Here is a 10,099-nt window from a genome sequence, read left to right as displayed (position 1 = left end):
GAGCTCCTGTGACGACGACGGAGTCGACCACGGCGCGCCCCGCCCGCGGGGGCGGCGCCCCCCGCGCGGTGGCAGCGACCGGCCCGCGCCGAGCAGAAGCTCGGCTGGTACCTGGCCGGGCCGGCGTTCGCCGTGATGTTGCTGGTGACGGCTACCCGATCGTCCAGGCCGTCTACTACTCGCTGTTCGACTACCGGCTGACCGACCCGGAGAACATCTCGTTCGTCGGCCTGAAGAACTACGCGGTCATCCTCACCGACTCGATCTGGTGGACCTCGTTCGGCGTCACGGTTTTCATCACCGTGGTCACCGTCGCGGTCGAGCTGGTGCTCGGCTTCCTGCTGGCGCTGGTGATGATGAACGCGCTGAAGGCGATCCGGCCGGTCCTGCGCGCGGCGATCCTGATCCCGTTACGCGGTCATCACGGTCGTGTCGGCGTTCTCCTGGCAGTACGCGTTCTCCCTGGACTCGGGCTTCGTCAACTCCTGGTTCGACTGGCTGCCCGGGGTCTCGGCGGACACCGACTGTGGTTCGGCTCGACCGGCTCGTCGCTGTTCGTGATCTGCCTGGCCGAGATCTGGAAACCACCACCGTTCATCTCGCTGCTGCTGCTCGCGGGTCTGGCCCAGGTGCCGACTGCTGCGGAGAGGCCGCCCGCGTCGACGGCGCGACCTGGTGGCAGCGGATGTGGAAGGTGACGCTGCCGAACATGAAGGCGGCGATCATGGTCGCCCTGCTGTTCCGGACCCTGGACGCGTTCCGCGTGTTCGACTCGGTGTTCGTCATGACGGCGGGGGCGAACAACACCGAGACGGTGTCGTTCCTGGCCTACCGCAGACCATCGCCCGGGTCGAGATCGGGCTCGGCTCCGCGGTGTCCGGTCCTGCTGTTCCTGTCCGTCGTGATCATCTGCGTCGGCTTCATCAAGGGGTTCAAGGTCGACCTGTCCCAGGCCCGAGGGAGAAGTGATGTCCACCCGCGAGCGAATCCTCTGGATCGTGGCCGGCATCGCGATCGTCGTCTACGCCCTGTTCCCGGTGGGCTGGATCGTGTCGCTGTCGCTGAAGTCGAGCGACGACATCGCCAACAAGCAGTTCCTGCCGACGTCGGTGTCGTGGAGCAACTACGAACAGATCCTCGTCGGCGACGCGGCCGAGCTGTTCCTGCCCGCGCTGCGCAACTCCTTCGGCATCTGCATCATCGCGACGTTCCTGGCGTGCGTGCTGTCGATGTTCGCCGCCTACGCGATCGCCCGGCTCGACTTCCGGGGCAAGAAGCTGATCCTGTCCACCGCGCTGGCGGTGGCGATCTTCCCGGTCATCTCGATCGTGACGCCGCTGTTCAACCTGTGGCGCCAGATCGGGCTCTACGACACCTGGCCCGGCCTGATCATCCCCTACCTGTCGCTGACCCTGCCGCTGTCGATCTGGACCATGTCGGCGTTCTTCCGCGAGATCCCGTGGGAGATGGAGCAGGCCGCCCAGGTCGACGGCGCCACCACCTGGCAGGCGTTCCGCAAGGTGATCGTCCCGCTGGCGACGCCCGGGGGTGTTCACCACCGCGATCCTGGCGTTCTTCATCGCCTGGAACGACTTCGCCTACGGCATCTCGCTGACCTCGACCGGCGCGTCCCGCCCGGTCCCGGCCGCGCTGGGCCTGTTCTCCGGAGCGTCGCAGTTCGAGTCGCCCAACGGCCCGATCGCCGCCGCCGCGGTGATCGTGACCATCCCCGTCGTCGTGCTCGTCCTGATCTTCCAGCGGCGCATCGTCGCCGGTCTGACCAACGGCGCCGTCAAGGGCTGAGACGCCCTGCCGCTCCGCAACACGGAAAGGAACCGACCGGCCATGGCGTCGATCGAGATGAAGAACATCGTCAAGAAGTACGGGGACGGCTCCCGGCCGTGAACGACGTGAGCATGGACATCGCCGACGGCGAGTTCATGATCCTCGTCGGCCCGTCCGGCTGCGGGAAGTCGACGCTGCTGCGGATGATCGTCGGCCTGGAGGACATCACCTCCGGCGACATGATCATCGCCGGCAACCGGGTCAACGACAAGGCCCCGCGGGACCGCAACCTGTCGATGGTGTTCCAGAACTACGCGCTCTACCCGCACCTGTCGGTCTTCGAGAACATCGCGTTCCGCTGCGCCTGGCCAAGGCACCCGAGGACGAGGTCAGGCAGAAGGTCGACGCCGCGGCGAAGGTCCTGGAGCTGCAGGAGCACCTCCAGCGCAAGCCAGCGAACCTGTCCGGCGGTCAGCGCCAGCGGGTCGCGATGGGCCGCGCCATCGTCCGCGACGGACCGACGCGTTCCTGTTCGACGAGCCGCTGTCCAACCTGGACGCGAAGCTGCGCGGGCAGATGCGCACCGAGATCGCCCGGCTGCAGCGCCGCCTCGGCATCACCACGGTCTACGTCACCCACGACCAGACCGAGGCGATGACCCTCGGCGACCGGTCCTGCGTGCTGCGCAAGGGTGTCATCCAGCAGGTCGCCTCGCCGCGCGAGCTCTACGAACAGCCGGTCAACCTGTTCGTCGCCGGGTTCATCGGGGTCGCCGCCGATGAACTTCCTGCCCGCGACGGTCTCCGGGAGCACACTGGAGACGCCGTTCGGTCCGATCGAGCTCGACGCCGCGCGCGCCGAGAAATCACCGGTCGCGACCTGGTGCTGGTGGGGATCCGCCGCGGAGTACTTCGAGGACGCCTCCCTGGTCGACGAGGCGAAGAAGCACGTCGGCTCCACCTTCACCGCGAAGGTCGACGTGACCGAGTGGCTGGGCGACTCGCAGTACGCCTACATCCCCTACGAGGCCCCGGCCGAGGTGGAGACCAAGCTCAAGGAGCTGTCCCGCGAGCTCGATGCCGACCAGCTGCGCACCCAGGCGATCGTGTCGATCGACTCGACAGCCGGATCCGGGAGGGCCGCGACGCCGAGTTCTGGCTGGACGCGCGGAAGATCCACGTGTTCGACCCGGAGTCGGGCGAGAACCTCACCCGCGACCCCGAGGCCGGCGCCGAGCTGACCCGGCTCGCGGCCGAGGACCGCGCCGAGCAGGTCGCGCAGGCCCGCGGCCAGGGCTGACGCGCCGCGTGGTGCGCACCCGTGCGGGTGCGGCACCGCGCGTCCCCGGCACCCGCCTCCCGCGTCCCGGGCGCAGCAGCACCCCATGCGGCGGAGCAGCGGGGTGGTGCTGGGGCGTCAGAGGGCGCGGACCTCGCGCCGGTAGCGGGTCTCGGCGACCCCGGCCAGGGTCCGGGCCATCACCGCGAACACGAAGCGCTGCGAGGGGTAGGCCGCCAGCCACCCCAGCCGCCCGGCCATCCCGCGCGGGGCGAACCGCAGGGTCTGGGTGTAGCGGCTGGTCAGCCGGTCGGTCGGGCGACGGCGAGCTCCAGCCGGGCGTCGCCGGGCAGCCGGTCGGCGGCCCGCAGCACCAGCCGGTGCGCCGGCTCGACCGCCTCGACGATCCAGCGGTCCAGGGGCTCCCCCGGGACGAGCCGGGCCGGGCCGTCGCCCTGCCGCCGCGGGACCACGCCGGGCCCGCCGGCCAGGATGTCGAGGTGGCCGGTCAGCGTCGCGACGCCCGGGACGGTGTACCAGCCGTGCGGGCCGCCGAGCGTCTCGATCACCGACCAGACGGCGTGGGCGGGGGCGGCCACGTCGCGGGTGTCGGTCGTCGACCACTCCAGCGGACCGGTGCCGGGCGGGTCGGACGGCCCCGGTCCGGCCGCGCCGACGCCGTCGAGGGCACGGCGGACCGCGGTGCGGTACGGGGTCCGTCCGCCGGGCGGGGTGCCGATGAGCACGTCGAGGGCCGCGAGGTCGTCGGGGTCGGCCACCAGCTCGTGGCGCATCGACTCGACCAGCGGCTCGGCCAGGCCCCGGCCGACCGGGGTGAGCGCGGCGACGGCGCGGGCGGTGAGCCGCGGCGCGGACAGCGGGACGGGCACCGGGAACGGCCGCAGCAGCCCGGCCTCGGCGGCGAACTCGCTCATCAGGGAGCGGTAGGTGTGCACGTCGGGGCCGCCGACGTCGAACGCCCGGTCCACCTCGGCGGGCAGGTCGAGGCAGCCGACGATGTCGTACAGCACGTCGTCGACGGCGATCGGCTGGATCCGGTTCCACGCCCGGTCGGGCAGCGGCAGGAGCAGGGGACCGCCCATCGCCGTCTCGGTGAGGTGGCGGATCATCTCGAAGCTGGCCGAGCCGGTCCCGACGACGATCCCGGCGCGCAGCACCGCGGTCGGCACCGGGCCGGCGAGCAGGATGTCGCCGACCTCGCGGCGCGAGGACAGGTGCTGCGACACCCGCCGGGTGCCGGCCGCGGGCTGCAGTCCGCCCAGGTAGACGATGCGACGCACGCCGGCCGCGGCGGCCCCGTCGGCCAGGGCGTGCGCGGCGGCGCGGTCCCGTGCGGCGTAGCCGGGGCCGTCCATCGCGTGCACCAGGTGGACGACGGCGTCGACGCCCTCGCAGGCCCGGCGCACGTCGGCCGCGTCCTGGGCGTCGCCGCGGGCGACGTCGACCAGGTCGCCCCACGGGTGCGCGGCGAGCTTGGCCGGGGTGCGGGCGAGCACCCGCACGTCGTGGCCGGCGTCGAGCAGGCGTGGGACGAGCCGGGACCCGACGTAGCCGGTGGCACCGAGGACGAGCACGAGCATGGGGTGATCCTCGCGGTCCCCGGCGCGGGGCGCGCGCCGGGGTGACGACCGGCTCAGCCGATCCCGGCCAGGCGCAGCCCGGCCGTCGTCGCCGCGGCGAGGACGACGACCAGCACGAACGGCATCCGCAGCAGCAGCGCACCCGCGGCCACGGCCACCCCGGCCGGGCGGGCCCAGCCGGCGAACCCGGCCCCCTCGAACCAGGTGCCGGTGCGACGAGCAGCCCGACCGCGCCCAGCTCGACGAGGCGGACGGTGCGCGGTGACAGGGCGACCCGGTCGTGCAGGACGAGCGGCAGCAGCCGCATGAGGTAGGTCCCGCCGGCGAGGACGAGCAGGGCGGCGACGGTCACGACTGCTCCTCCGTCCGTCCGGCGGCGGGTGACGCCGAGCAGGCCGGCCAGCACGGGCAGCCCCGCCGGCAGGAACGGTGCGCAGGCCAGCGAGACCGCTGCCGCGGCGGCACCGACCCGGCGGGCGTCGACCCGGCGCAGCATCGGGACGAGCATCGCCAGCATCGCGGCGGGGAAGGCCGCGTCCAGGCCGAACGCGCCCGGGTCCGGCACGCTCGCGCCGAGCACGAGACCGGCCGCGGTGCCGAGCTGCCAGCACAGGTACTTCACAACGCCGAGGATCCGGAACGCACGCCACCCCCGCCCGGGGACGTCGGTGCGGGCCAGCACGAACGCCGCCGACTCGTCGGTGACGACGTGGGCCGCGGGCAGCCGCGCCCAGCCCCCACCCAGGTGGCGGGCCAGCGCCAGGCCGAACGGCAGGTGCCGCAGGTTGAGCACCAGCCCCGCGGCGACGGCGGCCCACATGCCTCCGCCGGCGGCGAGCACCCCGGTGACGAGGAGCTGGGCGCCGCCCGCGAACACCAGCAGCGACATCGCCATCGTCATGGCCGGGGACAGCCCGGCGGCCGGCGCGAGCGCGCCGAAGGACACCCCCCGACGACGGCGACGGCCACCGAGATGGTGAGCGCATCGCGGACGTCCCCGCGGGTCGTTCGCTGTATCGAACGCATGCCCGATACAGTGAACAACACCGCCTGTGTTCGTCAAGTCGAACGAGGAGAACGATGAACCGAACGCCTGAGCCGCCGCTCGCGACGATCGCGGCGGCCATCCGCCGGGAGCGCGAACGCCTCGGGATCTCCTCGGCCGAGCTGGCCCGGCGCGCGGGGATCGCGAAGTCGACGCTGTCGCAGCTGGAGGCGGGCACCGGCAACCCGAGCGTCGAGACGCTGTGGGCGATCGCCGTGGTCGCGGGAGTGCCGTTCAGCGCCCTGGTGGAGCCGCCGTCGTCGCCGCTGCGGGTGGTGCGCTTCGCCGACCGTCCCGCGATCCGGTCGGAGGAGGCCGCGTACACCGGCGCACTGCTGTCGCCCTGTCCGCCGGGCGCTCGCCGCGACCTGCACCTCATCACCTGCGAACCCGGGCCGGCGCGGACGGCCGACGCCCACTCCCCGGCACCGTCGAGCACATGGTGGTGTCCACGGGCCGGTGGAGCGCCGGGCCGGACGACGAGCAGGTCGAGCTCGACCCGGGTGACCACGTCACCTTCCCCGCCGACCGGCCGCACAGTTACCGGGCGCTCACCCCGGGGCCACCGCGGTGCTGGTGATGGAGTACCGCTGATCAGGTGCCGCTCGCGCCGCGGGTCGCCGAGCCGGGCTCGGGGTCCGGACCGCCCTCGGTGATGCGGTGCAGCAGTCCGTCGAGGAGCCCCTCGTCGTTGCCGCCCGAGCTGCCCGAGCCGCCCTCGCCCTTCTCCGACCCGGGCAGCGCGTACTGACGGACCCAGTCGACCTGCATCTCCGAGGGCTTCACGTCGCCGCCGCCCTTGGGGAACCAGTCGAGCTGGATGGTCAGGTGCATCGGCCCGGGAGGCAGGATGGAGGTGTCGTCGGTGTGCCACCACTGCTTGCCGTCGACGAAGGCGGTCACGCCCTTCGGCGTCCACTCGACCGCCCAGTTGTGCCACTGGGTCGCGTCGATGTCGACCGAGCCCTGGACCTGGGAGTTGTCCTCGCCGTAGTGCAGGAACAGGTTGGTCTTCTGCCGGGTGTGGTCGGTCATCTCCATGAAGTCGATCTCGCCGCCGACCGGGAAGTTCTCCGCGGTCGGCCAGAGCAGCAGCAACGCGTTGTACGACGGGTCCGACGCGGGCGCCCGCACCCGGCCCTCCCAGCGGCCGTACTTCTGGCTGCTGTCGGACCAGGCCATGCCGCCGGTGGTGCCGTCGGCGTCGCCGTCGATGGTAGCACGCCGTCCTTCACCGAGATCGCCGACGGGGAACGGGTCCCCTTTCCGGCGTGGCCGGGGCCGTCGTAGGGGCTCCAGCCCGTGAGGGTGTCGCCGTTGAAGTCGTCGACCTTGGTGGGCTCGCCCCAGCCGTGCTCGACGGCGGCGCTGGTCGCCGCACCCGGATAGGACGGACCGCCGGGGCCGCAGGGCCTGCCGGGGCCGCGCCTGCGGCGCAGTCCGCGGGGGCCGGGGTCGCGCCGGGGGCCGAGGTGTCGGTCGGGGTGGTCGTGGCGCCGCCGGGCGCCGCGCCCGGGTTCGCGGTCGCCGAGGTCGTGTCCGAGGGTGAGCCCCGCTCTCCGCCCTGGTCGCCGCCGGATCCGGCCTGGTCACTCTTATCGCCCTGGTCGCCGCCGAACCGCCCTGGCCGTCGCCCGAGGTCGTGTCGTGGCCCGAGGCCGGGTCGGAGCCCTTGTCGTCTGCGGCGCTCTTGTCGTCTCCGGCGCCCTTCTGGTCCCCGGCGCCCTTCTGGTCTCCGGCGCCCTTGTCGCTGCCGAGCCCTTGCCGCTGCCGGAGCCGCCGCCGGACCCCTGGTCGGCTCCTGGTCGCCGCCGGAGCCGGAGTCGCCACCGGAGCCCGTGGCGCCGTCCGATCCGTGGTCCCCGCCGGAACCCTGGTCGCCGCCGGAGCCGGTGTCGCCGCCCGGGGACGTCGTACCGCCCGGGGATGTTCGTCGCCGGACCCCTGTCGCCGGAGCCGGAGTCGCCCGTGCCCGACGTCGTGTTGCCGGAGTCCCCACCGGAACCCGACCCCTGGTCTCCGCCGGAGCCCGAACCCGAGCCGGAGCCGGAGCCGGAGCCGCCGGAGCCGGAGCCACGGTCACCACCCGAGCCGGACCCCGCATCGCTCCCCGAGCCACCCGACCCCGACGATCCCCGTCGTCACCGGAGCCGCTCCCGGACGCACCGTCTCCCCCGGGCTCGCCCGTCCCGGGGCAGCGGAGGCGTCGGGCTTCCCCGACCCGGCATCTCCGTCACCGCCGGTGACCGGACCACCCGAACCGGCTCCCCCGCCCGGGGTGGCGCCCGTCGTGGGGCAGTCCGCGGTCGTCGTCGCACCCGCTCGACCGTCTCCGGTGTCCGCGAACGCCGCGGCCGGAAAACTGATCAACATCGCGGCGGCGATCGCCACGACCCTCACAGAGCGTCCCATCAGGCTCCTCCGTAACAGTGGTCTCCTGATCCACATCGCACGCTAGATGCCACAGCGTCACCACGAGCCCCTCTGTCACCACATCGAGTAGGCAACCCCTCCACCGAGCGACCGCGGAACGTGTCCGGAACGGACGACCCACGCGGCCGGGGGACCGATCGGGTCACCGGACCGTGGTCCCCGGAACGACGAGAGCCCCGTCCGGCGGCGTGCCGGACGGGGCTCTCGGGGCGGAGCGGGGGTGCTTACCAGCCGCGAGCGGCGTAACGCTGCTCGTCGGGGATGTCGGCGATGTTGATGCCCACCATCGCCTCACCGAGACCGCGGGAGACCTTCGCGATCATCTCGGGGGTCGTCGTGGAAGGTCGTGGCCTTCACGATCGCCGACGCGCGCTGCGCCGGGTCCCCGGACTTGAAGATGCCGGAACCGACGAACACACCCTCGGCGCCGAGCTGCATCATCATCGCGGCGTCGGCCGGGGTCGCGATGCCACCGGCGGTGAACAGCACGACCGGCAGCTTCCCGGTGCGGGCCACCTCGGCGACCAGCTCGACCGGGGCGCGCAGCTCCTTGGCCGCGATGTAGAGCTCGGCGGCGTCGAGCGAGGCGAGCCGGCCGATCTCGGCGCGGATCGAGCGCATGTGCCGGGTGGCCTCGACGACGTTGCCGGTGCCGGCCTCGCCCTTCGAGCGGATCATCGCCGCGCCCTCGGAGATGCGGCGCAGGGCCTCACCGAGGTTGGTGGCGCCGCAGACGAAGGGGGCGGTGAATCTCCACTTGTCGATGTGGTGCGCCTCGTCGGCCGGGGTCAGCACCTCGGACTCGTCGATGTAGTCCACACCCAGTGACTGCAGGACCTGGGCCTCGACGAAGTGGCCGATGCGGGCCTTCGCCATGACCGGGATGGACACGGCCTCGACGATGCCGGGTGATCATGTCCGGTCCGACATGCGGGCCACGCCGCCGTTGGCACGGATGTCGGCCGGGACGCGCTCGAGGGCCATGACGGCGACGGCCCCGGGCGTCCTCGGCGATCTTGGCCTGATCCGGGTGACGACGTCCATGATCACGCCGCCCTTCAGCATCTCGGCCATCCCCGCCTTCACCCGCGCGGTGCCGTGCTGCTGCGGACCGGCGGTGTCGGGGGTGTTCTCAGCTGCGGACACGGGTGATCGGAGCTCCTCACATGACGGTCGGACTGCGTCGCGATTCTACGTGAGGTCGCGCAGGTGAACGCGGCGGTTCCGGATCGGCGATCTCGAAGTACACCGGCTCCGGTGCGGTCCCGTACAACCGCAGCATCGGGACCAGCCGCCGGGACCGCAACGCACGGGTGTCGCGGACGGCGTCGTTGTGCACCCGGCGGGCCAGCACGACCAGCGCCTCCGCCTCGGCGAGGTCGCCGCAGGGCGCGGGCTCCCCCGGCCCCCGCCGGACGGCGGCGAGCTGCCTGGTCAGGGCGTTCTCCGCGGCCTCGCGGGCGGCGCGGCTCCCGGCCGGGTCGCGGCCGTCCGGCGCCGGGGCGGGCAGCGCACGCGCGGCGACGGCGGCCCGGCGCAGCTCCGGTGGCGCGGCGGGACCGAGCGCGTCGGCGACGGCGAGCGCGACCCGGGCCCTGGCGTCCAGGGCCGCGGCGAGCCCGGCGCGGGCGGCGTCGACCCGCACGTGCAGCCGGTGCAGGCGTCGGACCCGTGTCACGCACCACAGGGTGAGAGCCGCCACCAGCAGTGCCGCGAGGACCGCCGTCCCGGCGACGACGGCGGTGCTCACCGCGCGCCCCCGCGCACCAGCGGTCGCGTGCGGCGGCGATCGCGGCCCGGTACACGCGCAGCACGTCCCGGCGACGACCGGCCAGTCGTAGCGCTGCACCCGTTCCCGACCGGCGGCGGCGAGCCGGGCCCGGGCGGTTCGTCGTCGAGGAGGCCGGACAGCGCGGCGGCCAGGGCGGCGTCTTCGCCGGGCGGGAACAGGGCGCCG

General features: G+C 73.3%; 6 protein-coding genes and 6 pseudogenes. 6 read left to right on the top strand and 6 right to left on the bottom strand.

The genetic code is table 11. The features are described 5' to 3' along the window. From KPL57_RS64725 to KPL57_RS73760, 4 genes and pseudogenes are all read left to right on the top strand, one after another. Nucleotides 1-698 (top strand): carbohydrate ABC transporter permease (locus KPL57_RS64725; protein WP_374203998.1); only part of this gene is annotated, 698 nt, incomplete at its 5' end. Beyond that, nucleotides 686-736, top strand: a pseudogene (locus tag KPL57_RS73765) (hypothetical protein); the annotation flags it as partial. The gene KPL57_RS64725 and the pseudogene KPL57_RS73765, both read left to right, overlap by 13 nt. Before the next feature lie 232 nt (nucleotides 737-968). Next, a pseudogene (locus KPL57_RS64720) lies at nucleotides 969-1,803 on the top strand (carbohydrate ABC transporter permease). A 42-nt stretch (nucleotides 1,804-1,845) separates the two neighbouring features. Then, a pseudogene (locus KPL57_RS73760) lies at nucleotides 1,846-2,997 on the top strand (ABC transporter ATP-binding protein); the annotation flags it as partial. A 204-nt stretch (nucleotides 2,998-3,201) separates the two neighbouring features. Here the strand turns inward: KPL57_RS73760 and KPL57_RS69085 are convergent. From KPL57_RS69085 to KPL57_RS64700, 3 genes and pseudogenes are all read right to left on the bottom strand, one after another. Then, nucleotides 3,202-3,324, bottom strand: coding sequence for a hypothetical protein (locus KPL57_RS69085; protein ID WP_264200123.1), 123 nt, complete (start codon nucleotides 3,322-3,324; stop codon nucleotides 3,202-3,204). Between the two features lie 41 nt (nucleotides 3,325-3,365). After that, nucleotides 3,366-4,664 (bottom strand): NAD(P)H-binding protein, encoded by a 1,299-nt coding sequence (locus KPL57_RS64710; RefSeq protein WP_226359402.1) that lies wholly within the window; start codon nucleotides 4,662-4,664, stop codon nucleotides 3,366-3,368. 625 nt (nucleotides 4,665-5,289) lie between these two features. Then, a pseudogene (locus KPL57_RS64700) lies at nucleotides 5,290-5,553 on the bottom strand (AzlC family ABC transporter permease); the annotation flags it as partial. 191 nt (nucleotides 5,554-5,744) lie between these two features. Between KPL57_RS64700 and KPL57_RS71615 the strand changes: the two are divergent. Continuing rightward, nucleotides 5,745-5,894 (top strand): annotated as a pseudogene (locus KPL57_RS71615) (helix-turn-helix domain-containing protein); the annotation flags it as partial. 254 nt (nucleotides 5,895-6,148) lie between these two features. Beyond that, on the top strand, nucleotides 6,149-6,289 hold the full coding sequence (locus KPL57_RS71610; RefSeq protein WP_308253586.1) for a hypothetical protein: 141 nt from the start codon (nucleotides 6,149-6,151) through the stop codon (nucleotides 6,287-6,289). A gap of 14 nt (nucleotides 6,290-6,303) precedes the next feature. On the opposite strand, the gene KPL57_RS64690 is transcribed toward KPL57_RS71610, so the two are convergent. The 3 genes and pseudogenes from KPL57_RS64690 to KPL57_RS64680 all read right to left on the bottom strand — a co-directional run. Then, nucleotides 6,304-7,302 (bottom strand): family 16 glycosylhydrolase, encoded by a 999-nt coding sequence (locus tag KPL57_RS64690; RefSeq protein ID WP_226359401.1) that lies wholly within the window; start codon nucleotides 7,300-7,302, stop codon nucleotides 6,304-6,306. A gap of 1,064 nt (nucleotides 7,303-8,366) precedes the next feature. Then, nucleotides 8,367-9,216 (bottom strand): annotated as a pseudogene (gene pdxS / locus KPL57_RS64685) (pyridoxal 5'-phosphate synthase lyase subunit PdxS). Nucleotides 9,217-9,304: 88 nt separating this feature from the next. Continuing rightward, on the bottom strand, nucleotides 9,305-10,099 hold a 795-nt coding region (locus KPL57_RS64680; RefSeq protein WP_308253581.1), incomplete at its 5' end, for a hypothetical protein.

Source organism: Pseudonocardia sp. ICBG601 (genome assembly GCF_020496245.1).
The sequence above is the reverse complement of the archived record's forward strand: the minus strand, read 5'-3'. Positions and strand labels throughout refer to the sequence as shown.